At 72.7% G+C, this 26,669-nt stretch carries 21 protein-coding genes and 2 tRNA genes; 15 read left to right on the top strand and 8 right to left on the bottom strand.

Features of this window, described 5'->3' with window-relative positions; genetic code table 11:
* Positions 1 to 555: 555 nt before the first annotated feature.
* From ACTMS2_RS28900 to ACTMS2_RS28920, 5 genes are read left to right on the top strand one after another with little or no spacing between them, the layout of a single operon-like run.
* Positions 556 to 3,684 (top strand): non-ribosomal peptide synthetase, encoded by a 3,129-nt coding sequence (locus tag ACTMS2_RS28900; protein ID WP_441178209.1) that lies wholly within the window; start codon positions 556 to 558, stop codon positions 3,682 to 3,684.
* Between the two features lie 44 nt (positions 3,685 to 3,728).
* Positions 3,729 to 4,712, top strand: coding sequence for an aldo/keto reductase (locus ACTMS2_RS28905; RefSeq protein ID WP_088998812.1), 984 nt, complete (start codon positions 3,729 to 3,731; stop codon positions 4,710 to 4,712).
* Positions 4,713 to 4,752: 40 nt separating this feature from the next.
* Entirely contained in the window at positions 4,753 to 5,490 is a 738-nt protein-coding gene (locus ACTMS2_RS28910) for a hypothetical protein (protein WP_441178210.1), read from the top strand.
* Entirely contained in the window at positions 5,487 to 6,344 is an 858-nt protein-coding gene (locus ACTMS2_RS28915) for a family 3 encapsulin nanocompartment shell protein (RefSeq protein ID WP_441178211.1), read from the top strand. The genes ACTMS2_RS28910 and ACTMS2_RS28915 overlap by 4 nt, the downstream gene beginning before the upstream one ends.
* 36 nt (positions 6,345 to 6,380) lie before the next feature.
* Entirely contained in the window at positions 6,381 to 7,526 is a 1,146-nt protein-coding gene (locus ACTMS2_RS28920) for an MFS transporter (protein ID WP_441178212.1), read from the top strand.
* A gap of 179 nt (positions 7,527 to 7,705) precedes the next feature.
* On the opposite strand, the gene ACTMS2_RS28925 is transcribed toward ACTMS2_RS28920, so the two are convergent.
* The 4 genes from ACTMS2_RS28925 to ACTMS2_RS28940 form a co-directional block, all read right to left on the bottom strand.
* The gene (locus tag ACTMS2_RS28925) at positions 7,706 to 8,803 is read right to left on the bottom strand and encodes an NAD(P)/FAD-dependent oxidoreductase (RefSeq protein WP_441178213.1); all 1,098 of its coding nucleotides are present in this window, start codon (positions 8,801 to 8,803) and stop codon (positions 7,706 to 7,708) included.
* A gap of 143 nt (positions 8,804 to 8,946) precedes the next feature.
* Positions 8,947 to 10,170, bottom strand: a complete 1,224-nt coding sequence (locus tag ACTMS2_RS28930) for a S8 family peptidase (protein ID WP_441178214.1) — start codon at positions 10,168 to 10,170, stop codon at positions 8,947 to 8,949.
* A gap of 117 nt (positions 10,171 to 10,287) precedes the next feature.
* Positions 10,288 to 13,416 carry an Hsp70 family protein gene (locus ACTMS2_RS28935; protein ID WP_441178215.1) on the bottom strand — a complete coding sequence of 1,043 codons (3,129 nt, stop codon included), beginning with the start codon at positions 13,414 to 13,416 and terminating at the stop codon, positions 10,288 to 10,290.
* Positions 13,417 to 13,521: 105 nt separating this feature from the next.
* Positions 13,522 to 14,388, bottom strand: coding sequence for a sigma-70 family RNA polymerase sigma factor (locus ACTMS2_RS28940; protein ID WP_441178216.1), 867 nt, complete (start codon positions 14,386 to 14,388; stop codon positions 13,522 to 13,524).
* A gap of 146 nt (positions 14,389 to 14,534) precedes the next feature.
* Between ACTMS2_RS28940 and ACTMS2_RS28945 the strand changes: the two genes are divergently transcribed.
* Complete coding sequence (locus tag ACTMS2_RS28945) at positions 14,535 to 14,999, top strand: carboxymuconolactone decarboxylase family protein (protein WP_441178217.1); 465 nt, start codon at positions 14,535 to 14,537, stop codon at positions 14,997 to 14,999.
* Positions 15,000 to 15,069: 70 nt separating this feature from the next.
* Here ACTMS2_RS28945 and ACTMS2_RS28950 read toward each other — a convergent pair whose 3' ends face one another.
* Positions 15,070 to 15,489 (bottom strand): ASCH domain-containing protein, encoded by a 420-nt coding sequence (locus tag ACTMS2_RS28950; RefSeq protein ID WP_441178218.1) that lies wholly within the window; start codon positions 15,487 to 15,489, stop codon positions 15,070 to 15,072.
* Positions 15,490 to 15,854: 365 nt separating this feature from the next.
* Between ACTMS2_RS28950 and ACTMS2_RS28955 the strand changes: the two genes are divergently transcribed.
* Positions 15,855 to 16,268 (top strand): contact-dependent growth inhibition system immunity protein, encoded by a 414-nt coding sequence (locus ACTMS2_RS28955; RefSeq protein WP_441178219.1) that lies wholly within the window; start codon positions 15,855 to 15,857, stop codon positions 16,266 to 16,268.
* 85 nt (positions 16,269 to 16,353) lie between these two features.
* Positions 16,354 to 17,262 carry an aminoglycoside phosphotransferase family protein gene (locus ACTMS2_RS28960; RefSeq protein ID WP_441178220.1) on the top strand — a complete coding sequence of 303 codons (909 nt, stop codon included), beginning with the start codon at positions 16,354 to 16,356 and terminating at the stop codon, positions 17,260 to 17,262.
* A 222-nt stretch (positions 17,263 to 17,484) separates the two neighbouring features.
* Here ACTMS2_RS28960 and ACTMS2_RS28965 read toward each other — a convergent pair whose 3' ends face one another.
* Complete coding sequence (locus tag ACTMS2_RS28965) at positions 17,485 to 17,850, bottom strand: hypothetical protein (RefSeq protein WP_441178221.1); 366 nt, start codon at positions 17,848 to 17,850, stop codon at positions 17,485 to 17,487.
* Positions 17,851 to 18,766: 916 nt separating this feature from the next.
* On the opposite strand from ACTMS2_RS28965, the gene ACTMS2_RS28970 reads away from it, so the two are divergent.
* Positions 18,767 to 19,930 carry an outer membrane protein assembly factor BamB family protein gene (locus ACTMS2_RS28970; protein ID WP_441178222.1) on the top strand — a complete coding sequence of 388 codons (1,164 nt, stop codon included), beginning with the start codon at positions 18,767 to 18,769 and terminating at the stop codon, positions 19,928 to 19,930.
* A gap of 106 nt (positions 19,931 to 20,036) precedes the next feature.
* On the opposite strand, the gene ACTMS2_RS28975 is transcribed toward ACTMS2_RS28970, so the two are convergent.
* A tRNA-Gly gene (locus ACTMS2_RS28975) sits at positions 20,037 to 20,110 on the bottom strand.
* 188 nt (positions 20,111 to 20,298) lie between these two features.
* Here ACTMS2_RS28975 and ACTMS2_RS28980 point away from each other — a divergent pair.
* From ACTMS2_RS28980 to ACTMS2_RS29005, 6 genes are all read left to right on the top strand, one after another.
* Positions 20,299 to 20,372, top strand: a tRNA-Pro gene (locus tag ACTMS2_RS28980).
* A 136-nt stretch (positions 20,373 to 20,508) separates the two neighbouring features.
* The gene (gene tig, locus ACTMS2_RS28985; protein ID WP_441178223.1) at positions 20,509 to 21,855 is read left to right on the top strand and encodes a trigger factor; all 1,347 of its coding nucleotides are present in this window, start codon (positions 20,509 to 20,511) and stop codon (positions 21,853 to 21,855) included.
* 169 nt (positions 21,856 to 22,024) lie between these two features.
* Positions 22,025 to 22,666, top strand: coding sequence for an ATP-dependent Clp protease proteolytic subunit (locus ACTMS2_RS28990; protein ID WP_088998841.1), 642 nt, complete (start codon positions 22,025 to 22,027; stop codon positions 22,664 to 22,666).
* A 10-nt stretch (positions 22,667 to 22,676) separates the two neighbouring features.
* Positions 22,677 to 23,339 (top strand): ATP-dependent Clp protease proteolytic subunit, encoded by a 663-nt coding sequence (locus ACTMS2_RS28995; RefSeq protein ID WP_088998842.1) that lies wholly within the window; start codon positions 22,677 to 22,679, stop codon positions 23,337 to 23,339.
* Positions 23,340 to 23,558: 219 nt separating this feature from the next.
* Positions 23,559 to 24,854 carry an ATP-dependent Clp protease ATP-binding subunit ClpX gene (gene clpX, locus ACTMS2_RS29000; RefSeq protein WP_088998843.1) on the top strand — a complete coding sequence of 432 codons (1,296 nt, stop codon included), beginning with the start codon at positions 23,559 to 23,561 and terminating at the stop codon, positions 24,852 to 24,854.
* A gap of 147 nt (positions 24,855 to 25,001) precedes the next feature.
* Positions 25,002 to 25,799 carry a carbon-nitrogen hydrolase family protein gene (locus tag ACTMS2_RS29005; protein ID WP_441178224.1) on the top strand — a complete coding sequence of 266 codons (798 nt, stop codon included), beginning with the start codon at positions 25,002 to 25,004 and terminating at the stop codon, positions 25,797 to 25,799.
* A gap of 3 nt (positions 25,800 to 25,802) precedes the next feature.
* Here ACTMS2_RS29005 and ACTMS2_RS29010 read toward each other — a convergent pair whose 3' ends face one another.
* On the bottom strand, positions 25,803 to 26,030 hold the full coding sequence (locus ACTMS2_RS29010; protein WP_357723966.1) for a hypothetical protein: 228 nt from the start codon (positions 26,028 to 26,030) through the stop codon (positions 25,803 to 25,805).
* Positions 26,031 to 26,669 lie beyond the last annotated feature (639 nt).

A 26,669-nucleotide genomic window follows, 5' to 3' on the forward strand; every position in this document is an offset into this window, starting at 1 on the left:
TCCTGCGCCGTGAGCTGCGGGAGCGGTTCTGGCAGGGTCACGAGCGCAGGGTGAGCTGATCGCGATGACGGCGGTGAGCAGGACGAGGCGGCGTAGAGCCCCGGCCTGACCGCCGCCGTCACCGCGCCCGCGCCTGGGTCGGGGTCGGTCCAGCGGCCCGCACGTCGCCGGCTACCGCGCGTCATCGTGCCTGCTCGTCCGCGTGGCGGGGACGGTCCGCCCGCCCGTCGGTCCGCCTCCGTACGCGGCCGACGGTCCAGCGTGGAATCTCCGCGTACGCCGGCGTGCGGGCGAAGGATTCCCTGGTGGGAGGCGTGTTCGCCGGACGGGCGGCGCGCAGGGAGCCGCGCGGGGATGCGGTCGCCACTTCCAAGTGACAGGAATCGATGTAGCAGAAAGTTGCATATTCCCTCCCCTCGATCGGCCCTCTAATGTCCATGACCAGCAGCCAGGGCATCGACCGGTGCCGATAACTACCCTTGCTGTGCGTCGGGTCGGATTCGTCCCGTCCGCAGCGTGACGACAGGCCTGGCGGGCACGGGGACAGGAGGCGTGATGAGGGCGGGCGACACCGGATCCGCGGCGGCGGTTCCCGTCTCCGACGGGCCTACCTGCCGGTGCACCGCCGCCCCTGTGGCGGCCGCCGTCGGGACGCCGTACGACGACCGGCCCTTCCTGGCCGTGCCCGCCATGGTCGAAGAGCGCGTCGACCGGCACCCGCACCGCCGGGCGGTGTCGTTCCGGGGCCGCTCGCTGACGTACCGCGAACTCGACGACCTGGCCAACGGCGTCGCCGCCGCCCTGGCCGGGCGGGGCGTCCGGCGGGGCGACGTGGTGCCCGTCCTGCTCGCCGACGGGCTCGAACTGCCCGTCGTCGACCTGGCGTTGATGAAGCTCGGCGCGGCCTTCGTACCCGTCGATCCCGGCTGGCCGGCGGACCGGCTGCACGCCTCGCTGCGGGTGGTCCGGCCCCGGCTCGCGGTGGTACGCGGCACCGGCCCGCGTCCCGACACCGGCGACGTCCCCTGCCTGCCCGTCGACCTCGACGAGATCACCCCGACCCGCCGCCGGCCCGGCGTGCCGATCGGCCCGGCGGACCTGATCTACGGCATCTTCACCTCCGGCACCACCGGCACCCCGAAGTGCGCGCTGAACCGGCACGACGGCATCGCCAACCGGCTGCGGTTCATGACCCGCCACTTCGCGGCGACCGGCGACGAGGTGGTGCTCCAGAACAGCCGGCACACCTTCGACTCGTCGGTGTGGCAGATGTTCTGGCCGCTGGCCACCGGCGGTCGGACGGTGGTGCCGGTCGAGGGCGGTTTCCTCGACGTCGAGCGGACCGTCCGGACCATCGCCGACGAGACCGTCACGATGACCGACTTCGTGCCGAGCGTGCTCGGCGCGCTGGTGTCGGTCCTGGACCGGGACCCGGCGGCCCGGCGCGCGGTCGCCTCGCTGCGCAACGTGATCGTCGGCGGCGAGGAGATCGACCCCTGGGCGGTGCACCGGCTGGTCGAACTGGTGCCGGGCGTGGCGGTCACCAACGGCTACGGCCCGACCGAGGCGTCGATCGGAATGATCTTCCACACCGTCGCCCGCAGCGACGGCGACGTCATCCCCATCGGTCGGCCCATCGACAACTGCTACGCCGCTGTCGTGGACGACGAGCTGCGGCCCCTGCCGCCGGGCGAGACCGGCGAGATCGTCATCGGCGGCGTGTGCCTGGGCGAGGGGTACCTCGGCGACGCGGCCCGCACCGCCGAGGTGTTCGTGCCCAACCCGCTGCCCGACATTCCGGGTGCCCGGCTCTACCGCACCGGCGACCTCGGCCGGATCGCCCCCGACGGGCGGCTGCACTTCGCCGGCCGGCGCGACCACCAGCTCAAGGTCAACGGCGTCCGGATCGAGGCGGGCGAGATCGAGACCGCCGCCACCCGGCTGGCCGGCGTACGGCAGGCGAAGGTCCTGCTCGCCCGCGAGCACCGGGGCAGGTCGCTGGCCCTCTTCCTCGCCGCCGACCCCGAGGTGACCGAGCCGCAGGTGCGGGCGAACCTGCGGCGGCTGCTGCCCCGGACCCACGTGCCCCGGCACGTCGTCGTGCGCGACGCGCTGCCGCTGACCGGCAACGGCAAGGTCGACCGGCAGGCGCTGGAGGCATGGCTGGACCGTACGCTCGCCGACCGGACACGTCCGTCGGCCGCGCCCGCCGAGGCGCGGACGCTGCCCGAGCGTGTGCTGGGGGTGTTCCGGACGGTCCTCGGCCGGCCCGACCTCGACCCCGACACCGACTTCCTCGACGCCGGGGGCGACTCGCTCCAGGCCCTCGACGTGGTCACCGCCCTCGGCGCGGACCAGAGCCTGCGCGTCGGCGTGCAGGACCTGTTCACCCACCGCAGCGCCGCCCGGCTCGCCCGGGCGCTCGCCGTGCGGTTGCGCGCGGCCGACCCCGCCGAGACCGAGGACGAGCTGGTGGAGCGGGACGCGAAGATCCCGGCCGACCTGCCCGTACGCCCCGTCGGTCGGCGCCGGGCGCCGCGTACGGTCCTGGTCACCGGGGCCACCGGATTCGTCGGCGCGCGCCTGGTGCACGAGCTGCTCGCCACCACCGACGTCCGGGTGCTGTGCCTGGCCCGCGCGGCCGACGACGCCGAGGCCACCGCCCGCGTCGTGCGCGCGCTGGCCGAGCGGGGCCTGTGGCGGCCCGGCCACGACCTGCGCCTGCACGGGTACGCGGCCGACCTCGGTCGCCCGGCCCTCGGCCTGACCCCGCAGGCGTGGGACCGGCTGGCCCACGACTGCGACCTCGTGCTGCACGCCGGGGCGCTGGTCAACTTCCTGTTCGACTACCGGGCCCACCGCGCCGCGAACGTCCTCGGCACCGCCGAGCTGCTGCGGCTGTGCCTGACGGGCCGGCCGAAGCCGCTGCACCACGTCTCCACCCTCGGCGTCCTCGACAGCGAGGCCGCCCGCCATCCGCAGCCGCTGCCCGAGACGTACGACCCGGCCCTCGCCGTCCCACCGACGAGCGGCTACAGCCGGTCGAAGTGGGTGGCGGAGCGGTACCTCGACGACGCCCGGCGGCGGGGCGCGACCATCACGGTGCTGCGCCTCGGCGAGGTGATGCCCGCGGCCGACGACGGCCACCCCAACCCCCGGGCCCTGACCCACCTGCTGCTGGCGGCCTGCCATCGGCTGCGGATGCGGCCAGACGCGCCCGTGCGCTCCGACTGGACGCCGGTGGACTGGGCCGCCCGGCGGATCGTCGCCACGGTCGTCGACCCGCGCCAGTGGGGCGGCACGCTGCACGTCCTGCACCCGGTGAGCGTCGACTTCACCGACCTGCCGCTGGGCGGCGCGGACGCCCTGCCCCGGGTGAGCTGCGGGCGGTTCCTGGCGGGGCTGCGCGAGGCGGCGGGCGAGGGCGACCGCGACGCCGCCGTGCTGCTGGCCCTCTTCCCGCCCGGCGTGGGCGCCGACGAGGAGCGGCTGCGCGCGGTCTTCGCGACGCTGCTCACCGACAACCCCCGGCTCTTCCGGCGCGACGGCTGCGCCGAGCTGGAACGGCGCCGGGGCTTCACCGACCACCGGCTCGGCCCGTCCGTCGGCGCCTACCGCGCCTGGCTGGGCGAGCACGAGGGGCGGGAGGCCGACCGGCTGCTGCTGCCGGCGGGACCAGGGTGAACGGCCGCGCGCGACGCGATGACCGGCACGGATGAGGGAGTGGAATGCGATACCGCAGGATGGGTCGGCTCGGCTGGCAGGTCAGCGAGGTCGGGTACGGGATGTGGGGCATCGGCGGTGGACCCGGCGGCTTCACGGGCTGGGACTACGACACCGCACCGGCCTGCCTGGACGAGGCGGTGGAACGGGGTTGCAACTTCTTCGACACCGCCTGGGTCTACGGGCGGGGCGTCAGTGAGCAGCTCCTCGGCGGCCTGGTGCGCCGGCACCCGGACCGCCGGCTGTACCTGGCCACCAAGATCCCGCCGAAGAACCGCGAGTGGCCGCCCGGCCCCCAGGACACCCTGGACGACGTCTTCCCGGCCGAGCACATACGCGAGTTCACCCACCGCAGCCTCGAGAACCTCGGCGTGGACCGGATCGACCTGCTCCAGTTCCACGTCTGGGAGGACCGGTGGGCCGCCGACGGCCGCTGGCAGGAGGCCGTCGCGGACCTCAAGCGGGAGGGCGTGGTCGACGGCGTCGGGATCAGCGTCAACCGGTGGGAGCCGACGAACTGCCACGCCGCCCTCGACACCGGCCTGATCGACGTCGTGCAGGTCATCTACAACGTCTTCGACCAGGCGCCGGAGGACGAGCTGTTCCCGCGCGCCCAGCGCGACGACATCGCGATCATCGCCCGGGTCCCGTTCGACGAGGGGACGCTGACCGGCACGCTGACCGCCGACAGCACCTGGCCGGAGGAGGACTGGCGTAGCACGTACTTCGGGCCGGAGAACCTGCTGCCCAGCGTGGAGCGCGCCGAGCGGCTGGCCGCCGACGTGCCGGCGGGGATGACCATGCCGGAGCTGGCGCTGCGGTTCATCCTGCACCACCCGGCGGTGAGCACGGTGATCCCCGGCATGCGCCGCGTCGAGCACGTGCGCGCCAACCTGGCCGTCAGCGACGGCGTACCGCTGGACGCCGGGGTGCTGGACACGCTGCGCGGCCATCGGTGGGACCGCAAGCCCACGTCGTGGTCGCAGTGAGCGCGGCGCAGCGCCGGGCGACGCGGTACGGGAGGCCGGCATGCCGGTGATCGCCATGTGGGCGCACCCCCGGGCGCTCTCCACCGCGTTCCTGCGCATGATGATCGCCCGCGGCGACGTCACCGTCGTCCACGAGCCCCTGGTCACCCTCGTCGACGAGGGGCACGTGGAGCTGCCCGGCGTGGACGGCGGCACCGTCACCGTGACCGACGCGGCCGAGGTCGTCACGCACCTGCGGAAGCTGGGCCGGGACCGGACGGTCTTCGTCAAGGACACTCTGGAGTACCGCTACGAGCACCTGTTCGCCGATCCCGGGGCGATCGCGGACGTCACGCACACCTTCATCGTCCGGGAACCGGCCCGCACGATCAGCTCGCACTATGCGATCAAGCCGACGGTGACCTGCCCGGAGATCGGCTTCGAGCACCAGTGGGAGCTGTTCGACCTGGTCAGCCGGACCGCCCTCCGGCCGCCGGTGGTGATCCGGGCCGAGGACCTGCTGCGGCACCCGGGCGAGACGGTGTCGGCCTGGTGCGAGGCCGTGGGGCTGCCGTTCCGGCCGGAGGCGCTGAACTGGGCGCCGGGGGAGCGGGCCGAGTGGCGGCGTACCCGCAAGTGGCACCTCGACGTCGAACGCACCTCGGGGTTCTCGCCGGTCGAGAAGTCCTTCGAGGTGACCGTCGCCAACAACGACACCCTGCGGTCGTACCACGACCACCACCAGCCCTTCTACGAGCGGCTGATTCGGCACGCCATCTCCATCGGGGAGGACTCATGACCACCACCGCCGCGCCACCCGTGACCGCGCCGTCGACGCTGTCGCCCGGTGAGCTGTTCGCCCGCGCGTACGCCGACGATCCCGCCGGTGCCGAGGTGCGCTTCGACTACACCATCACGGACGCCTTCCAGCCGACCAAGGAACGCCCCCGGGTGACCGTGCGCAACCTGTTCCGCAAGCGGTCGGTCGGCATGGAGCCGGTCCGGTTCTGGTGCGAGGGCCGGCCGGACGCGGGCGAGGCCGCCACCGTGCACGAGTCGGGCCTGCGCCGGGAGGCCGCCTTCCGGTTCGGCACCGCCTCCGCCGGGGTGCACCCGATCCGCGCCTGGGTGCGCATCCCCGAGGAACTCGCCGACGACCCGGAGGCGGTGGCCTCCTTCATCGACTACCGGCTGCTGGTCCGCCTTGCCACGGCCGAGAACCAGGCGCTGACCATCGGCGAGGGTGGCCTGCTGCGGCACCCGGAGATCGGGCGGCTGCCGTACCGGCACGACTGGCTCAGCGGCCTGCTCGCCGCCTGCGACGAGATCGAGCAGACCGGGGCCACCCCGCACGCGATGATCGTGAACCCGAGGGACTACTACACCCACCTGCTCGGCCGGGGCGCGCTGCTGGCGGACCTGACCCGCAACGGCGTCCAGATCAGTCGTACGCGGATGGTGGCGCCGGGCGAGGCGGTGGTGGGGGACTTCGCGATGGCGGCCCGCCTGCTGGACGCGGGGCGGTCCGCGATCCGCGTCGGCACCCCGCCGCCCGGTACCCTGTCCATCGACGGACCGGCCGTCTGTGCCGAGATCCACGAGGGGCTGGCCGTGCACCTGCCGACCCACTTCTTCCACGTAGTACCGGCCTAGGAGCGTCGTCGCATAGCCATGACCGGCGGAAAACTGTTGACCGGCGAGAAACTGTTGTTCTACCGGCCCATCGTGCCGCTCTTCGCTGCGATCTTCCTGTGCCTGCTCGGCGTCGGCGCGTCCCTGGCCGTGCTGCCGTTCTACGTGCTCGACGAGCTGGACGGCAACCGGGTCGAGGTGGGGGTGGTGATCGCCGCGATCGCGGTCTCCGCCGTGATCGCCCGACCCATCGCCGGCCGGATCGGCGACCGGCACGGGTACCGGACCGTGATGCTGGGCGGGGCGGTGGTGTGTGCCGCCGCCGGGGGGGCCTACCTGGTGGCCGGCAACGTCGGCGTGCTGGTCGGCGTCCGGGTCCTGCACGGGATCGGTGAGGCGGCCGTCTACACCGCCGGCGCGGCCTGGCTGGTGGCGCTGGCACCGGCCGATCGGCGGGGCCGCGTCGTCGGCCTGTACGGCATCCACATGTGGCTGGGCATCACGCTGGGCGCCCTGCTCGGCGCGGTGCTGCTGCGTACCTCCGGTTATCCCGCGGTGTGGTTGTTCGCGATCCTGGCGGCGGCCGCCGGGGCCGCGCTCGTCGCCGCCCGACCGGGGCCGCAGCAGGCGAGCCCGGCGGGCCGGGCCGGCCTCCTGCCGCGCAGTACGTGGGCGCCCGGCGTCGCGCTCTCCCTGGCCGGGTTCGGCTACGCCGCGCTGGCCGCGTTCGTGGCCCTGCACATGGCCGAGCGGGGCGTCGAGAACGGCATCGCCGCGTTCAACGCGTTCGGCTTCACCTACGTGGGGGTCCGGCTCTTCGTGGGTGGGCTGCCCGACAAGCTCGGCGCCGGCCGCGTGGCCGTCGGGTCGGCCCTGGTGGAGGCGGTGGGGCTGCTCCTCGTCGCGGTCGCGCCGAACCTGCTGGTCGCGGTCCTCGGCGGGCTGGTGATCGGCGCCGGGCTCTCGCTGCTCTTCCCGGCGCTGGCCCTGTTGGTGATCAACCGCACGGACCCGGCCCACCAGGGGGCGGCACTCGGCGCGTTCACCTCGTTCTGGGACATCGGCCTGGTGGCCGGGGCGCCGCTGGCCGGCCTGGTCGCCAGCGTGGCCGGCTACCCGGCGGTCTTCCAGGTGATGCTGCTGGCGGCGCTGGTGTCGGCGGCCCTCTCGGCGTGGACGATGCTGCCCCGCCGCTCCCCGTGAACCAACACCCCGGCTGACCTCCGACCCACCTCCCTGCCCCGCTGATCACGAGGTTGGCGGCGAAGTCGCTCTCCTCGGCTGTCGCCAAAGGCGAGGGCGTGCGGGCCGCCGCCGGAGCGGCCGATCTCATGATCGACGCGGGTGGGCCGGGTGGCCGGGTGGCCGGGTGGCCGGGTGGGTCAGGGGAAGCGGGAGGGGGAGAAGGGGGTGGGGTCGACCAGGGGCGGGGCGTCGACCGCCAGCGCGGCGAGCAGGGCGCCCGCCGCCGGGGAGGTCTGGACGCCGTAGCCGCCGAGCCCGGCCATCCACAGGAACCCGGGCGCGTCGGCCGCAGGGCCGATCACGGGCACGTCGTCCGGGGCGGCGGTCCGCAGCCCGGCCCAGGGCTGGTGGACGCGGCGGATCTCCAGTGTGGTCGCCGCCTGCACCCGGTCTGCGCCGATCGCCACGTCGAGGTCGTCGGGGCGGGCGTCGCCGGGCGGCGCCGGGGTGGTGTCGCACGGGGAGACCAGCAGGCGTCCCGATTCCGGCTTGAAGTAGAAGCTGCCGTCGACGTCGTTGACCATCGGCCAGTCCCCCGCCGGGACGCCGGCCGGCGCGTCGACCAGGAAGGCGGTGCGCCGCAGGGGCGTCAACCCCACCGGTCGTACGCCGGCCGCCGCCGCGACCTCGTCGGCCCAGGCACCCGCGGCGTTGACGACGACCCGGGCGGTGAACTCGCCGGCGTCCGTGGTGACCTGCCAGCCGCCGCCGCTCCGCCGCAGCCGGCGCACCCGCGCGCCGCACACGACCCGGCCGCCGGCCGCCCGGACGCCCCGCAGGTACCCCTGGTGCAGCGCGGCGACGTCCAAGTCCCGTACGGCCGGCTTCACCATCGCCCGCCGGCACCACCCGGGCCGCACGACGGGGCAGTGCCGGGGCAGGTCGGCGACGTCGATCTCGCGGGCCGGCGGGTCCACCTCTGCCCCGTCGCGCAGCGCCTCCTCGAAGGCGTCCTCACTGCCGGGTGGGCAGAGGCTGAGCACGCCGCGCGGGGTGAGCAGCGGGTGCTCGGCGAATCCCGGTGGCGGCGCGGTGAGGAAGCCCCGGCTGGCCCGGGTCAGCGCGCGCACCGCCGACCCCCCGTAGTACTCGGAGAACACGGCGGCCGAGCGGCCGGTGGAGTGCTGGCCGGGAACCTGCTCCATCTCCAGCAGCACCACGGTCCCGTACGCGGCGAGGTGGTGTCCGGCGCTGGCGCCCGCGATGCCCCCGCCGATGACCAGATAGTCGATCATCGATTGAACGGTAGTCGGCGAGCCCTGCGCGGACAAGGGTCGACAAGAATCGATCTTCCAGCCGCAGCCGCAGCCGCAGCCGCAGCCGCAGCCGCAGCCGCAGCCGCAGCCGCAGCCCCGTGGCCGCGGGTGGGCCGCGTGGGTCAGGGGCCGCAGTAGAGCAGGCGGTTCGGCGTGCCGCTGACCACGCCCGTCACCACCCCGATCGTCGCCCGGCCGGTCAGGTGGGCCGCGACCTGGGCGGGACTCCAGGTCGGGTTGGCCGAGAGGGCGAGCGCGGCGCAGCCGGCGACGTGCGCCGCGGCCATCGAGCCGCCGCTGATGGTGACCACCGCCGCGTCGCCGGTGTGCCAGGTGGAGGTGATGTTGGCGCCGGGGGCGTACAGGTCGAGGCAACTGCCGTAGTTGCCGCTCGGCATCCGGGCGTCGGTGCTGGTGGTGCCGGCCACGGTGAGTGCCGCCGCCACCCGGGCGGGGGAGTAGTTGCAGGCGTTGGCGTTCGAGCTGCCGGCCGTGACGACGTAGGTCACCCCGGACGCGATCGACCGGTTCACCGCGGCGTCCAGCGCCGTGCTCGCGCCGCCGCCGAGCGCCAGCAGCGCCACCGCCGGCCGTACGGCGTTCGCCGTGACCCAGTCCACCCCGGCGATCACCTGGGAGAACGTGCCGCTGCCCGCGCAGTTGAGCACCCGCACCGGCCGCAGCCGTACCTCCTTGGCCACCCCGTGCAGGGTGCCGCCGACGGTTCCGGCGAGGTGGGTGCCGTGGCCGTTGCAGTCGTCCGCCGGGCCGCCGTCGACCAGGTCGACGCCGCCGCCGGCCCGGACGCCGAAGTCGCCGTGCGTGCTCCGGATGCCCGTGTCGATGACGTACGCGTGCACGTTGTGCGCGGTGTTCGGGTAGGCGTACCGGCCGTCGAGCGGGAGGCGGCGCTGGTCGATCCGGTCCAGCCCCCACGACGGCGGGTTGAGCTGCACGCCCGGCCCGACGAGGGTCACCACGCGGTCCCGTTCCACGTACGCCACCGCCGGGTCGGCGGCGAGGCGTCGGGCCGCCCGCTCGGGCAGGTGCGCCACGAATCCGCTGAGCGCGTGCCCGTAGACGCGGCCGACGGTGGCCCCGTAGCGGTCGGCCAGCCGGCCGGCGGCGTCCGTGACGGCGGCCCGCCGAGCGCCGGTGTGCCCGAGCGCGTCGTCCCTGAGCACCACCACGTATGCGTCGGTCACGGCGCCCGTGGCGTCGGCGTGCAGGATCCCGCCGGTGGCCGTATTTGCCGCCGCGGGGGTGCCCATCGCGGCGACGACCGTGGCGGCGGCGAGTACGCCCACCGCGCGGGCGCGCCATCGCCGGGTGCGGGGAAGTGTCATCTGCCGGTCCTCCTCCTGTCGGCCCCGCGCCGGCTCGTGACCGACGCGAAGCTGCCTGGCCGTTTGAGAGGAGGCTATCGGCTATATAGATCCTTATGAATCGCTGTCGGGAATCGGCTACTCGGCGAACCGGTAGAGCACGAATCCGTACGGGGACTGCGCCCCGGCGTCCCCGCTCTGCCTCCCGGCGCCGCAGACGATCACGCTGGTGTTCCACGAGCAGCTGTCGCTGCGTACGTCCTTCAGCTGGCCCAGCTCGTCCACCTCGCCCGAGCCCACGGACGTCCCGGCGACGCTGCGGTCGTCCTCGATCGAGCTCGGCGGGTCGGCGAGGAGGAGCACGTTGCCCGCGTCGAGTCGGACCGCCACCCCGCCGCGCTCGGGCAGCACGGCGCGACCGTCGGGGCCGAACAGCGTGCCGGCCGCCTCCGGGGTGGTCCGGCGGGCGAGCAGGTGCTCGCCGAGCGGCACCAGCAGGGTCGCCTCCGGCGCCTTCCAGCGGGTCCACTTCTCCTCGGTCGCCGCCACGACCTCGGCGGTCTCGTCGTCGCCCCCGGTGACCTCCAGCAGGCACGCCCGGTGCTCGCCGCAGGGCACCAGCGACTTCGGCCGGCGCCGGTCGTCCTCCGCGGTGTAGAGCACCTTCGGCTGGGCGTCGCTCGTCAGGTCGTACGCCAGCAACTGGTAACCGGCGTCGTCGCGCGCCACGTAGAGCCGGTCCTCGTGCGCCACCACCAGGTCGTCGTGGTCGGCCACGCCGGCGCGGGTGGAGACCACCCGGCCGCTGCCCGTCTCGATCAGCCGGACGGACCGGTCCGCGCCCACCTGCACGATCCGGCTGACGTCCCCGCGCCACGGATCGCGCGGGGAACCGTCGAGGAAGGCCGGGCCGGCCAGCGCCTTGTCGGTGGTCACCGGGTGGACGGCGGTGCGCGTGTTGTCGTACTCGTCGCGCGGGCTGGGCTGCGCCCAGATCTCCTCGCCGTCGCGCAGGCGCACCCCGACGAGCCGCTTGCCCGTGCGGTCGACCTGCACCGCGACGCCGTCGCCGAAGAGGACGTCGTCGTCGCCCAGAATCGGTCGGCGCCACCGCTGGTCGCCGCTGCCGCCGTCGAGCAGCACCAGATCGCGGGGGGTGTCGTCGCCGATGGCGTCGGCGACGACCGCGACCGCGCCGGGCAGCGCGACGATCCGTTCCCACCGCTCGGAGGACGCCGCCGTCTGCCGGCGCCACTTCACCGCGCCCGTGCCGGCGTCGATTGCCACCACCTCCAGCCGCCCGTCGTCGAGCGGATACCCGAGGTACGCCCGGTCGCCGAGGACGGCGGTGAACATGTCCGTCGGTCGCTCGGTGCCGGCGGGAACCCGGGCGACGAGGTCGACCGTCCGGAACTCCAGGGCCGGGTAGCGGTCCCGTGTCAGGTACAGCACCGCCGCGGTCGCCACGCCGGCGAGCGCGAGGACGGCGGCGAGCGAGATCCAGAGCGCCCGGCGTCGGGGGAGCGCCGGCCCGCTCCGGCCGCCGCCGGGCGACGGCGACACCGGCGTCCCGGAGACGGGTACGCCCGGGAACGCCCCCGCAGGACCACCCGCCGCCGCGTACGACGCCCCGCCTCCGGCCGGTGCGCCCGGGGCCGGCGCCCCCGACGGGGCGTACGGCGCCGCGCCCGCGGACGACGACGCAGCCGGCGCCCACGGCGACGAGCCTGCGCCCGGCGGCGCAGACGAGGCCGGGCCTGCGCCCGGGGGTGCGAACGGCGAGGGGCCTGCGCCCGGCGACACGGACGAGGCTGGGCCTGCGCCCGGCGGTGTGAAGGGAGCGGCCGGTGCCGGTGCGGCGGGCACGGTCGGGGCGGTCGGCGCCAGCCCGGCGGGCATGGCCGGTGTGACGCCCTCCGGTCCGGCGACGGCGGTCGGCGTGGGGGCCGAGCCGGCGGGCACGGTCGGCGCATTGCCGCCCCGGCCACCGACGCCGTCGCCCGGCACGTCGGGCGCCGCTGGTGCGGCGGCCTGTGGCGCCGGCGCGAGGGGACCAAGTCGTGGTGCTCCGGCCGGTTGCGCCGGTGCGACGGCGGGTGCGGCGAAGGCGTCGGCGGCGCGGGCGCGTCGGGGCAGGGGCAGGTCGGTCAGCGCCCCCTCGGCCACCGGCAGCTCCGGCTGCTCCAGCACGGTCGGGGCGACGCCCAGCTCGGCGTGCAGCAGGCGGGCCACCATCGGCATCCGGGTGGCTCCGCCGACCAGGAACAGGCCGGAGAGCTGCTGCGCGTCGAGGCCGGCCGTGGCGATCACCTCCCGGGTCACCGCCACCGCTCGACCGAGCAGCGGCGCGGCGACCCGCTCCAGGTCGGCCCGGGTGAGCGTGACCACCGCCTCCACCCCCGGTACGGCCACCGGCGCGGCCGGCACCCGCGACAGCATCTCCTTGGCGCCCCGGACGTTCTCCCAGAGTTCGTGGCGCTCCCGCCACTGGGTCACGGACTCCGGACGGGTCAGCCGCTCCCACCTGTCGGGGTGCGCCTCGGCGACCAGCTCACCGAGGCGACCCAGGAGGGCGGCGTCCACGTCCAGGCCACCGAGGTCGTCGGCGCCGCCCGCCGTGACGACCGTGAACCCGGAGTCGCCCCACGGGTCCGCGCCCTCGTTGCGCAGCACCGCGACGTCCAGCGTTCCCGCGCCGAAGTCGAAGACCGCGATCGTCCCGCCCACCGGCACCGGGCGGCGCAGCACCTGCGTGTAGTAGCGGGCGGCGGCCACCGGTTCCCGCAGCAGCCGGGTGCCCGGCGGCGTGGGTCCGGAGAGCGTGTGCTCGGCCGCCGACGGCCAACCGGCCGCCGCCAGGGCGTCGGCCAACACCTGGCGCCGGGCCGCCTCCCAGGTCGCCGGGCAGGTGAGCACCGCCGGAGGCAGGAACCCGACCGCCTCGACGGCCGTCCGGGCCACCGCGTGCAGCGTCGCGGCCAGCAGCTCGGCCGGCGGGTACCGGCGATCGCCCAGCAGCACGGTGGGCTCGTCGACGCGCCGCTTCGGGTTGGGCTCGTACCGGCCCGGGTCGGTCCGGGCCAGCCGCTGGGCGTCCCGGCCGGCGTGCAGCAGCCCGTCCGCGTCGGCGTACACGCCCGAGGGGATGATCGGCTGCCCGTCCACGAGCAGCGGGCGGGTGTGCCCGTCGGGCCGGCGCAGCACGGCGACGGTGTGGGACGTGCCGAGGTCGACGCCGAGGGCGTACCCCTCGTGCTGGCCTGCCATCTGCCGTTACCTCCGCGGGACGAGGGGATGCCCGGCCCCGCATCGTACGCAGCAGCAGCACCGGCGCCGCTCCCGCCCTGACGCGCCGCTCAGCGGCGCGGGCCGTCAGCCGACGATCAGGTCCAGGCCGGCGATCTGGTCGGGGTCGGCGACCACCTCGATGCCGAGGATCCGGTCGGTGACCACGAAGCTGAGCACCAGTCGGGTACGGCCGTCGACGAGCACCACCGCTCCCAGCGCGCCGTCGACGAACGCCGGCACCGCCCCCTGCGCCTTGCCGGCGAAGAAGTTCGCCACCGTGGCCGAGCCGCGAGCCTCGCCGACCCCGCCCATCCCGACAGCCGTGGCGTCGGAGCGCAGGACGACGTGCGGGTCGAGCAGGGCGAGCAGGTCGTCGAAGCGCCCCTCGCGGGACGCGGCGAGGAACGCCTGGACGACCCCGTGCTGCCGCGCCCGGTCGGCCTCCGGCGCCGGCGACCCGCCCTGCACGCGTCGGCGGGCCCGGCTGGCGATCTGCCGTACGGCGGCCGGGCTGCGGTCGACCACGGGCGCGAGCTCGTCGAAGGAGACCGCGAACATGTCGTGCAGCACGAACACGAGCCGCTCGGTGGGGCCGAGGGTCCGCAGCACCACGTCCAGCGCGCGCCCGACCGACTCCGTGAGCATCGCCTCCCGCTCGGGGTCGGCCTCGCCGGCCGCGGACGTGGTCGACTCGTCGGCGGCCACGTCGGTGGGCCGCTCGTGCCGCGCGGCGCTGGAGCCGAGCCGGTCGAGGCAGACCCGCCCGACGGTGGTGGTGAGCCAGCCCGGCAGGTTCTCGATGCGGTCGACGTCGGCGCGGCTGAGCCGCAGCCAGGTGTCCTGGACCGCGTCGTCGGCCTCGGCTCCGGAGCCGAGCATCCGTCGGGCCACGGAGCGCAGCCGTTGGCGCTGCTCCTCGAAGCGCTCGGCGAGCAGGTCGGTGTCGCTCACGGCATCGCCATCCCGGTCGGCCTCCGGCCCTTGTGTGGCCCGGGTCACATCTGTCACGTCGCCCCTCCGGCTGTCGACAGCAGGGTGACGAAGAAGGAAGCGCTGCGGCGGGGGCGTCGGCAGCGTAACAGGAAGGACGGCACACGATGTCCGTACAGGCCCGCATGCAGAACCCCGCGACCCTGCTTCCCGACGCCGTGAAGGCGATCAATCTGCTTTACAAGGCGGCCCACTCGGCCGGGGTCCCGGGCACCACCCTGGAGCTGATCCACCTGCGGGCCAGCCAGATCAACGGGTGCAGCGCCTGCGTCGACTCCGGTGCCCGCAACGCCCGGAAGGCGGGGGAGACCGAGGAGCGGCTGTTCGCGCTGGCCGCCTGGCGGGAGACCCCGTACTTCACCGACGCGGAGCGGGCCGCGCTCGCGCTCGCCGAGTCGGCCACGCGGCTCGCCGACCGGGCCGACCCCGTGCCGGACGAGGTGTGGAACGAGGCCGCCCGGCACTTCGAGGAGAAGGAGCTGGCCGCGCTGGTGCTCTGGCTCGCCACCACCAACTTCTTCAACCGGTTGAACGCCACCACCCGCCAGCCCGCCCCGCAGCACTGGGGCTGAGCGGCCGCCGACCCGGGCGTACGGCGGTACGCCACCGCACGCCCGGGTCGCCGCGTACGGCAAGGGGCGCTCAGACGGTGTGCAGCAGCCGGAAGCGCTCGAGCAGCACTGCGGTGTCGTCGTCGACGGTGAAGCCCGGGTCGCCCAGCTCCGCGCGTACCTCCGCGCTGTGCCAGAACGTCTCGTGCCCGGCCCGCCACTGCGCCACCGACTCGTACCCCTCGCCCTCGTCGAGGGCGTGTCGCAGGTCGACGTCGCCGAGCCGGACCACGCGTACCTCGGTCACCTCGATGACCGCGACCCGCCGGCCCGCCGAGTCGAGCACCGCCGAGCGCTGGCCCACCTCGGGCATCGGCTCGTCCGTCCGCTCGTAACCGAGCACGAGGCTGGACGTCGAGGTCTTCGCGCCGGACAGGATCGCGGCCACCAACTGGTCCCGCAGCGGCCCCGGGAAGGCGAACTCCGCAGCCGGAAGATCATAAAGCTCCACGGCCGGAAGGGTACGCGCGAGGGCCGCCCGGGGCGGCCTAGTTTCCTTCGGCGGCCGGCCGGCCGGCCAGGTCCGGCCATGAGCGGCCCGTGCGGCTGAGCTGAGCGGGCCGGTCGCCGCCAGGTGATCGGCGGGACACCCGATGGGCGTACGGACGGACGATCCCGCTGCCCGAACCGACCTGGGCACCTGCCGTGAGCCGGCGGGGCTCGGATGTCGCAGCCCGGAGCAGTCCGATAGTTGTCGAGCCGATCGACCAGGGCATTTTCCCATCTAGACGGGATGCGCCGCAACGGCCGGCAACGTCGAAGGCTACGACTGCGGCGAGGGCCACGCTGGCGGGTCGGGTGACTAGCCTGACCGCCGTGACGACCATCGAGCAGCTTGAGCGGGACGTTTGGCCGGACCCCGGCCCCGACGGCACCTTTCTCGTCCGCCGCTGCACCGAGCTGCGACGCAAGCCGGTGGCAGAGTTCACGATCGAGGATCTGCGCGTCATGCTCGGCCAGCAGATCGGCGTGCCGTCCCTGCTGCCTGTCGCGGTACAGGTCCTGCTCCGAGATCCCTTGGCCGAGGGCGACTACCATCCGGGCGATCTGCTCCTGAACGTGCTGCGACTACCGGCCTCCGCATGGTCCAACTTCCGCCCCGAGCGGGAGCGCCTGGCGTCGACTGTGGCTCAGCTCGTTGCCGACCCCCGGTTCTCCGCGTCCGGCCTCAGGCCGCGTGACCCGAACCGGCAGTTGGGCGACGCCGTGGCGCGCTTCCTTGGCGACTGAGAGGTGCTGGCGTGGCCTGTCGCAGCTGGGGCTACGTCTTCGGGGAGGCGTGAACAGGTGGCGGTGCGGACTACCGTGGCTCCACATGGCCCACGTCGAGCTCACCGCGGAGCTGGTCCGGGAACTGGTCCGCGAGCAGCACCCCGACCTTGCCGATCGCCCGGTTCGGCTGGGCGCGCGCGGATGGGACAACCAACTGTGGCGCCTCGGTGACGACCTGGCCGTACGGCTTCCCTGGGCGACCAGCTCCGCGGACGCGCTGCTGCACAAGGAATACTCCTGGCTGCCCACGCTGGCCCCACACCTCCCGTTGCCCGTCCCCGTCCCGCAGCGATTCGGCGAGCCCTCCGAACGGTTCCCTCGGCCATGGCTCATCACCACCTGGGTTCCGGGCACACCCGCCGACCGGCTCCCCGTCACACGTGCCGCACCCGCTGCCGGAGCCCTGGCCACTTTCCTCACGGCCCTGCACCGGCCCGCTCCCAGCGGCGCGCCCACAGGCCGCGACCGCGGCGGCCCACTGACCGACCACGCCGACCAGTTCGCCGAGGGGCTCGCTCACGCCACCGACCGAGGGCTGATCCACGACCCGGACGCCGTCCGCGCCGTCTGGCACGACGCCGTCACCGCGCCTCCATGGACAGGCCCGGCGCTATGGCTGCACGCCGACCTGCACCCGGCCAACGTCCTCACCGCCGACGGCACCCTCTGCGGCGTGATCGACTTCGGCGACCTCTGCGCGGGCGACCCGGCGTACGACCTCGCCGCCGGGTGGCTCCTGCTACCGGAGGGCAGCATCGACCACTTCCACGCGGCCTACCAGCCGACCCCGGACGCCGCCACCGTGCGCCGTGCCCGCGGTTGGGCGACGGTACGCGCCCTCAGCGGCATCCTCATCGGCGACAACGGCGTCCACGGCCGCCCCGGCGGCAAGCCCACCTGGGGCCCACCCGCCCACGCAGCCCTGCGACGACTCATCGCCACAACGCACTGACCGGCAATCGCCAACTGCCTCCTCACGGTCCTCGTCCGAGGACGGCTGCGAGGCTTCCACTTGAGGTCGTGCGCACGGCATTACCGCCCCCGGCCTTCGGGTCGGGGACGGCTTGCCGAGCCGCTGGCTATCCGCGCGCTTGGACGTTCGCGTGCCGGCGGCAAGCTGCGGCGCGGCAGCCGGGCGCCATCACCTCGACGACGGCCGGCCGGTTGGCCCTCGTCACGGCCCAAATTGCTGCTCACGACCAATCCGACGCCTGGCGCGATGATCAAGGACCCCGTGAGTGGCCATCAGAGCCAACGCAGCCAGTAACAGCACAGCACTGATCCACCGACCCGGAGTGCGCCAGGTGCCGGGCGTGACCTCCGTGAGGTTTCCCAGCCCCAGCAGAACGTAGAAGCCCATGCACGCTGCCCCTGCGGCCCACAACTGGGGGCGATAAAGGGTCCGCCCGAACAGCCGCACCGTCGACGCGCGTCGGCTGTGGATGACCACCCGGGCAGCGGACCCGACCAGGGCGACAGCGGCGCTGGCAAGCAGAATGTCCACGGCCGTTGCGCCCACCTCGTAGGTCGTCACGGGCATCACGGTAGCGGCGCCCGCACAGCCGCCGGCCTCGAGGAGTTGGACAGCCGCCGTCTCGTGCGGCGCGCGACGTCACGACGTCGAGGACACCCACGCCCTTTCCTCGAACTCGCACACCGGTCTCTCCACGGGGCCCGTTGCGCCAGATGCAGGTGTCCGTAGGGCGAGCGCGCGTTCCACGCCTCGACGCATTCGTCTCGATGCGCCAGGAAGGTGCTGCAAGCGACGCACCTCGTGGGGTGTCAGCTCACCTCGGCTGGCTACCGCTATCGCTGCGGCGTAGGGCCTCGAAGTCCGCCGATCAAGTTGGGCGGCGATCTCCCCGAGGACCTCGAGCAGGACACCTCGGTCTGCCTGTGGGTGCTGAGCGACGAGCCGTAGGAGACAGTTGCGGTCCCACGCGGAGAACACGCCCCCAAGCAGCTCCCTGAGCGCCACCGCGTCAGCGCGGACGTCCCGGGCGACGGCCAGGCGCACGAAGGGGTAGGGGCTGCGAGCGAGGATGCGCATTCCGGCTGAGTCGACGCGTGGATCCGCGACGAGGTTCAGATAGTCCCGAGGTGTTCGTGACCGTGGAAGCAACGCCTCGATCTCCATCACCGCTCCTCAGGGGCGCATCGTCACGCTGCGCTGACTCACTTTCGCGAATGGCCCCGTGACTGACCACGAAGCCGCTGATCCGGGTCTGAGAGGTTACCTCCGGCTGGGCTCGAAGGAGAGCGGCCAGGCGCGGCGACGACGAGGCTGACCTGGGCCGGGATCCGTGAAGTGGAACGGGCAGCCATGGACGTCGTTCGAGCCATAAGATCACCGGCACTGCGGCGCCGAGGCAGCAGGGACGCATCCCGGCACGACGCCGTAGAGGAAAGACAGGGGCGCGGGGTCTTGCAACGCCGCGCCAAACGGGGAGGTACGAGTGAAGCATTCCGTGAAGGTGCTGACCGCTGCCGCGGTGCTCGCGGCGACGGTGGCGATGCCGGCGGCGCCGGCCGCCGCAGCCGGCACGGGCTGGTGGGCCATGTCCGGCTACCTGGTCAGCAACAGCGGATTCAATCCCAACGAGTCGAAGGTGACGGTTCCGACCGTCCCGAACCTCAAGCTCACGTACACCGGCACCCCGGCCCGGACCGGCCAGCGGGCACCGGTCGTCGCCGACGGACTCGTGTACACGCAGGATGACCTCGGTGTCACGGCCACCGACGAGGAGACCGGCGCGCAGAAGTGGCGCTTCGAGCCGGACCCGGAGAGGTACCGGTGGCCTTCGCAGCTCGTCCACACGGCCGGCCGGATCGTCTGGGCGGTGAACGACAGCCCCGCCATGCCTGGCGCCGATTCCACCCAGATCTTCGTGCTCGACGCTACGACCGGGACGGTGGTCCGGGACTTCCACGACGAGGGCGTGGTCACGCAGATCCTCGTCGACCGGGACGTCGTCGTGGTCTCCGGCGAAAGCCGCTACAGCAGTGACACGCGTGCCTACCGCCTCGCCGACGGGCAGCTGCTGTGGCAGCGCGACCAGTACATGAAACAGCCGGTCTCGGCGAACGGTCGCGTCCTCGTCTCCGGAACCGGACTGGGTGCCGGACCCCTGACGAGCACCATCGTCGACATCGGCACCGGCAGAGTCGTCCACACCACTCAGGACCGTGAGTACCGGCCGCTCGCGGCGGACGAGACGGGGGCCAGGTTCTACGTCGGGTGGGGGCACAGCCTGCAGGTCCTCGACGCGACGACCGGCACCCTGACCTGGCTCGCGTCGGGCCTGTACCCGAGGTTCGTGGTGGTCACCCCGACCAGGCTGTACGTCACCTCCACCGGGGGCACCGTCTCCGCGTTGAACCGCAGCACCGGCGCCACGATCTGGAGCCGGAGCATTCCGGAAAGCCAGCACCAGCGGGCGATCATCGCGGGTGGTGTCTTGTACGTGACCGCCAAGAGCGACCGGGTGTACACCCTGAACCCGGTCGACGGTGCCCCGCTGAAAGCGCCGGCGTTCACCGGCGCGGTCGACCAACTGGTGGTCACCTACGGCAGGGTGTATGTCACCGACGGCACGAAGCTGACCGTCTACGGCCTCTAGCCCCGGTCCACGGCACGGCCGGCGCCTCTGGCCCCCAAGATCGGTACGGTTGGAACAAGAACGGCCCAGGCTCGGCGATCATGTCGCTGGCCTGGGCCGGTACTGCTGGAGCGGGCGACGGGAATCGAACCCGCACCGTCAGTTTGGAAGACTGAAGCTCTGCCATTGAGCTACGCCCGCGTACGCCCCGGTTGTTGCGGGCGCGCCGACAGCGTACCCAATGACCCGCGCGGCCCGCTCAGCCGTGTCCCGGCGGGTCGCCGCGGCCCGTCCGGAGCGCCCGGATGCCCGGTTGGTCCCTCTTCGGCGCGTTGAGGGAAGCCCCGGGACTTCCGGCGGGCCGCGACGGCATAGACTGCTCGTCGCCACGGGGTGTGGCGCAGCTTGGTAGCGCACTCGCTTTGGGAGCGAGGGGCCGTGGGTTCAAATCCCGCCACCCCGACTGTCGTCCGCGGCCGGTCGCCGGGGTCGCCCTTCGCGCGGTGCCCGGCCGCTGCCGGTGCGTCCGGCCGGCTCGCCTACACTCGATGGGCTTATCACGCCCAGACTAAAACCGAGATCCGTCAAGGAGTACGCCTGTGAAGAGCACCGTCGAGACTCTGAGCCCGACGCGCGTGCGGCTCGCCATCGAGGTGCCGTTCGTCGAGCTCGAGCCGAGCCTCAGGAAGGCGTACCGGGAGATCGGGCAGCAGGTCCAGGTGCCCGGCTTCCGTAAGGGCAAGGTTCCGGCGGCCGTGATCGACCAGCGGGTCGGCCGGGGCACCGTCCTCAACGAGGCCGTGCAGGAGGCCATCCCGCAGAACATCCTGGCCGCCGTCCGCGAGCACGACCTGAAGACGCTCGGCCGCCCCGAGGTCGAGATCACCGAGTTCAACGACGGTGACTCGCTGAACTTCACCGCCGAGGTCGACGTCCGCCCGGAGATCACCCTGCCGGACCCGGCCACCATCGAGGTGACCGTCGACGAGCTCCAGATCGACGACAGCGAGATCGACGAGCAGGTGAAGAGCCTGCGCGAGCGGTTCGCCACCCTGAAGACCGTCGAGCGGGCCGCCCAGGAGGGCGACTACGTCCAGATCGACCTGAACGCGACCGTCGACGGCGAGGACGTGCCGGGCGGCTCCGCCAGCAACATCTCCCACGAGGTCGGCAGCAAGCAGCTCCTCCCGGGCCTGGATGAGGCCGTCGTCGGCCTGTCCGCCGGCGAGAGCACCAGCTTCACCACCCAGCTCGTCGGTGGCGACTTCGCCGGCCGCGACGCCGAGGTGGCGGTGACCGTCCGCACGGTCAAGGAGAAGGAGCTGCCGGAGCTCAACGACGAGTTCGCCCAGATGGCGAGCGAGTTCGACACCATCGAGGAGCTGCGCGGCGATCTGCGCGAGCGGGTCACCCGGGGCAAGCGGGTCGAGCAGATCTACGCCGCCCGTGACAAGGCGCTGGAGCAGATGGTGGCCGCCGCCGAGGTGCCCGCGCCGGAGGGCATCGTCCGCGAGGAGGTCGAGAGCCGCAAGCAGGCCATGGTCGACCAGCTCGAGCGGATCGGCGCCTCGCTGGAGGAATACCTCGCGGCCGAGGAGAAGACCGAGGAGCAGATCGACGCCGAGCTGACCGAGGCGGCGACCGAGGGCGTCAAGGTCCAGCTGCTGCTGGACACCCTCGCCGACGCCGAGGACGTGCAGGTCTCCGATGACGAGTTCGGCCACGAGATCGTGCACCGGGCGCAGCGCGCCGGGATGGCTCCGCAGCAGTACTACGACCAGCTGGTCCGCTCGGGCGCGGCCGGTGCCGTGTTCGGTGACGTGCGGCGGGGCAAGGCCCTGGCGTCGGTCATGGAGCGCATCAAGATCAAGGACTCGGCGGGCAACGAGGTCAGCCTCGACGCGCTGCGCGCCGAGAGCGAGGCCGAGCACCAGCACGAGCACTGATCGTCGGGGAAGGCCGCCGTCCGCCGCCCGCGGTGGACGGCGGCCGATTCCCTTTTCGGGTACGCCTCGGCGGTGCTGCGCTGATAGCGAACACTGCCCGGACCGGCGCTCCGCCATCCGGCTGAGCGGTTAGTGTCGGGTAGGACGGTACGGAGAGCGAAGGGCTGCCATGACCGACATGCACATCCAAGCGAAGCCGCTCCGGGCGATCGATGCCCGTGGTGGCGACACCATTGGCAACCTCGACGACTCGGTCTACAACCGGTTGCTCAAGGAGCGCATCATCTTCCTGGGCAGCGAGGTGACCGACCAGGTCGCCAACCGCATCTGCGCGCAGCTCCTGCTGCTCGCCGCGGAGGACCCGGACCGCGACATCAACCTCTGGATCAACTCGCCGGGCGGTTCCGTCTACTCCGGCATGGCGATCTACGACACCATGCAGTTCATCGACAACGACGTCTCGACCGTGGCGATGGGCATGGCGGCGTCGATGGGTCAGCTGCTGCTCTGCGCCGGCACCAAGGGCAAGCGCTACGCCCTGCCGCACGCGCGGATCATGATGCACCAGCCCTCCGGCGGTCTGGGCGGCACCGCGTCCGACATCGCCATCCAGGCGGAGCAGATGCTCTACACCAAGCGGATGTTCCAGGAGCGGGTCGCGCACCACACCGGTCAGGACCAGGCGCAGATCGAGGCGGATTCCGACCGCGACCGCTGGTTCACCGCCCAGGAGGCCCTGGACTACGGCTTCATCGACAAGGTGATCATCGGGGCCGCCCAGGTTCCGGATGGCGCCGGGACCCTGAGCTGAGGAGCTGACGATGACCGATCTGAGCCTGCCGCCCCAGTTCGCGGCCGTGCACAACCGCTACGTCCTGCCGTCGTTCGTCGAGCGCACGTCGTACGGGGTGAAGGAGTCCAACCCCTACAACAAGCTCTTCGAGGACCGGATCATCTTCCTCGGCGTCCAGGTCGACGACGCCTCGGCCAACGACGTGATGGCGCAGCTGCTGACGCTCGAGGGCACCGACCCGGACCGCGACATCATCATGTACATCAACTCGCCCGGTGGATCGTTCACCGCCATGACGGCGATCTACGACACCATGCAGTACGTCCGGCCGGACATCCAGACGGTCTGCCTCGGCCAGGCCGCCAGCGCGGCAGCCGTGCTGCTGGCCGCCGGCACCCCGGGCAAGCGGATGGCGCTGCCGAACTCGCGGATCATCATCCACCAGCCGGCCACCGAGGGCGGCTACGGGCAGGGCTCGGACATCGAGATCCAGGCCCGGGAGATCCTGCGGATGCGGACGCAGCTCGAGGAGATGCTCTCCCGGCACTGCAACCAGCCGCTCGACAAGGTTCGCAAGGACATCGACCGTGACAAGATCATGACGGCCGAGGAGTCCAAGGAGTACGGGCTGGTGGACACCATCCTCACCAGCCGCAAGAAGGGCCTGCTGGCGGCCAACGCCGCCAGCTGAAGAGCTCGGGTCGAGGTCGGCCGGGAGTCCGCTCCCGGCCGACCGTCTGACACACCCGTTTTGGGGGTCGGAGAAACCTCCGCCAGCGGGTAACGTCGGGTCTGTGCGGCTCCACCGGTCCGCCGGCGGGGTGAACGAGCGGGGTGAAACGAGGCGGGCGCTTCCACGTCCGCAGGCGAGGGCCGGGGTCTCCGGCCGACGAGTGCAGGGAGAACGTAGGTGGCACGGATCGGTGACGGCGGCGACCTACTGAAATGCTCGTTCTGCGGTAAGTCGCAGAAGCAGGTCAAGAAGCTCATCGCGGGCCCAGGGGTCTACATCTGCGACGAGTGCATCGATCTCTGCAACGAGATCATCGAGGAGGAGCTGGCCGAGTCCGGCGAGGTGAAGTGGGAAGAGCTTCCCAAGCCGATGGAGATCTGCCAGTTCCTCGACACCTACGTCGTCGGGCAGGACCAGGCCAAGAAGGCGCTCGCCGTCGCGGTCTACAACCACTACAAGCGGATCCAGGCCGAGGCGGCCGGCGCGCCGGGCTCCGGCAGCGACGCCGTCGAGCTGGCCAAGTCCAACATCCTGCTGCTCGGCCCCACCGGGTGCGGCAAGACCCACCTGGCGCAGACCCTGGCCCGGATGTTGAACGTGCCGTTCGCCATCGCCGACGCCACCGCGCTCACGGAGGCCGGCTACGTCGGCGAGGACGTGGAGAACATCCTCCTCAAGCTGATCCAGGCCGCCGACTACGACATCAAGCGCGCCGAGACCGGCATCATCTACATCGACGAGGTCGACAAGATCGCCCGCAAGTCGGAGAACCCGTCGATCACCCGGGACGTCTCCGGTGAGGGCGTCCAGCAGGCGCTGCTCAAGATGCTGGAAGGCACGGTGGCCAACGTGCCGCCGCAGGGCGGGCGCAAGCACCCGCACCAGGAGTTCATCCAGATCGACACCACCAACGTGCTGTTCATCTGCGGTGGCGCCTTCGCCGGGCTCGACCAGATCATCGAGGCCCGCACCGGGCACGGCGGCACCGGCTTCGGCGCCCGGCTCCGGTCGGTCTCCGAGCGGTCGACCGACGACATCTTCAGCCAGGTCATGCCGGAGGACATGCTGAAGTTCGGGTTGATCCCCGAGTTCATCGGCCGGCTCCCGGTGATCACCAACGTGCGCAGCCTCGACCGCACCGCCCTGGTGCGCATCCTCACCGAGCCGCGCAACGCCCTCGTCCGGCAGTACCAGCGCCTCTTCGAGCTCGACGGCGTCGAGCTGGAGTTCGAGCCGTCGGCGCTGGAGGCGATCGCCGACCAGGCCATGCTGCGCGGCACCGGCGCCCGCGGCCTGCGCGCCATCATGGAGGAGGTCCTGCTCTCCGTGATGTACGAGGTGCCGAGCAACCCCGACGCCGCCCGGGTGCTGATCACCCGCGAGGTGGTGCTGGAGAACGTCAACCCGACGATCGTGCCGCGCGAGTTCACCGGCCGGCGTGCCCGCCGGGACCGCGAGGAGAAGTCGGCCTGATCCACCGTCGCCGCGCCCGTCCGTTCAGGTCGGGCGCGGCGTCGTGTCCGCCCCCGGGCGGGCCGGCGGCGGAGCCGACGGTCCCGGGAGCCCCATCGGCACCGCTGGCGCTGTCGCCGGGCGCGCTCCGGCCGTACGCTGATACCCATGCGCGTCGCCGTCTGCCAGCTCAACTCCCGGGAAGACCGTAAGGCGAACCTCGCGGCCGCGGAGGCCCTGGTGGAACGCGCGGCGGCAGCCGGCGCCGACCTGGCGCTCCTGCCGGAGTTCGTCGACTACCTCGGCCCCGACGCGCACATGCCGGAGCCGGAGCCGGTCGACGGCGAGATGGGTCAGTTCTTCGCCGGCGTCGCCCGCCGGCTCGGCATCTGGTTGATCGCCGGGTCGATCCACGAGCGCGGGCCGGACCCGGCCCGCACCTGGAACACCTCCCTGGTCTTCGACCGCTCCGGCACGCTCGCCGCCAGCTACCGCAAGATCCACCTGTACGACGTGGAGATCCCCGGCCGGGTTTCCTACCTCGAGTCGGCCACCGTGGCCCCGGGCGACCAGCCGGTGGTCGTCGACGTCGAGGGTCTTCGCGTCGGCCTGTCGATCTGCTACGACCTCCGGTTCCCCGAGTTGTACCGGCAGCTCGTGGTCGACGGCGGCGCCCTACTGCTCGTGGTGCCGGCTGCCTTCATGGCCCACACGGGGCGGGACCACTGGGAGGTGCTGCTGCGCGCGCGGGCGATCGAGAACCAGTGCTTCGTGGCCGCGGCGGGCCAGACCGGCGACCACGAGCCGAGGCGAACCTGTTACGGGCGCAGCATGGTGGTCGACCCGTGGGGGACGGTGCTCACCCAGGTGCCCGACGGACCGGGCCTGGCCGTCGCCGACCTCGACCTCGACCGGCTGCGGACCATCCGCGCCGAGCTGCCCAGCCTGGCAAACCGTCGCCTCTGACGCTCACCCCTGCAGCAGTACGCCCACCACAGCGAAGCCCGCGATCGCGGCGGCCGTCACCAGCAGTGCGGTCGTCATTCGTGACCGTCCCCGCCGGGCCAGCCGGGCCACCGAGACCAGGACGACGAACACCACGAAGGCGCCGATGACCAGCTGCCAGAACGGCAGCAGTAGTCCCGTCAGCGCGTCCTCGGCGAGCACGGTCACCCGGGTACGCGGGAGGTCAGCCATGACAGACACTCTGGCACGCCCGGGCCGCCTCGGGACCCCCGCGCCGTCATCGCGATCGGGCGACCGCCGGCGGACCCCGCGCCGGTGACAGCGGCGAACGCCGATTTGCCTTCTGCGGCAGGGCCGCGTAACTTTCTCTCTGCACGCGGAAGGCCGGACAAACCGGCCGACAACGGCAACCAGGCTCGTGGCGGAAACGCCGAGCGAGGCTGGGGATCCGGGCGATGCGAGGACACTCCGAGACGGGGTTGCGATCGCGAGACCGACCGGGTAGAGTTCTGAAGCCGGCAGGAGCCGGGCGGATGGCCACCAAGTGGCGATCGGCCGGTCTGCGGTTTCCCACGACAGCAACGACCGCCGTAAATCGGCGTGCGTCATCGTGGAATCGGAGCGCATCTCCTTGATCATCTCGGACACGAGGTTGACGCGGGGAGGCGGGCCGAGTAAGTTAGAGGAGTTGCCCCAAGCAGGTTCTCACGATGTGAGACGCCTGGCTGGTGTGTGGTTGTTCTTTGAGAACTCAACAGGGTGCTTGATAAGCCAGTGCCAAAATGATTTATACCCCTGGACTGGTCAGGCTTCGGTTTGGCTGGTCTTGGATTCCTTTGGCAACACTTTTTGTTGTCGGGACAGTTTTTC

The sequence above is a fragment of the Micromonospora sp. SD12 genome, from assembly GCF_052068495.1.
In the GTDB taxonomy this organism is placed as follows: Bacteria; Actinomycetota; Actinomycetes; order Mycobacteriales; family Micromonosporaceae; genus Micromonospora; species Micromonospora echinofusca.